General features: G+C 53.0%; 1 tRNA gene. It reads left to right on the top strand.

What is annotated here, in order from left to right:
- The first annotated feature begins 81 nt into the window (after window positions 1-81).
- A tRNA-Leu gene (locus E2626_RS17055) sits at window positions 82-170 on the top strand.
- Window positions 171-247: the final 77 nt, after the last annotated feature.

Raw genomic sequence — 247 nt, 5'->3', positions numbered from 1 at the left:
GAACACCACCTTGCCAAGGTGGGGGTCGCGAGTTCGAATCTCGTCTTCCGCTCCAAGATTACTATTATTATATCTGCCTTAGCCGGGGTGGCGGAATTGGCAGACGCACAGGACTTAAAATCCTGCGGTGGGTTTCCACCGTGCCGGTTCGAGTCCGGCCCTCGGCACCATTCAGTTTTATAAAGCTTCATTGCGCCCGTAGCTCAATTGGATAGAGCGTTTGACTACGGATCAAGAGGTTAGGGGT

This window comes from Jeotgalibacillus salarius (assembly GCF_004405125.1).
GTDB lineage: Bacteria > Bacillota > Bacilli > Bacillales > Jeotgalibacillaceae > Jeotgalibacillus > Jeotgalibacillus salarius.
Note: the sequence above shows the minus strand (reverse complement) of the source record. Positions and strands in the feature narration are given on the sequence as shown.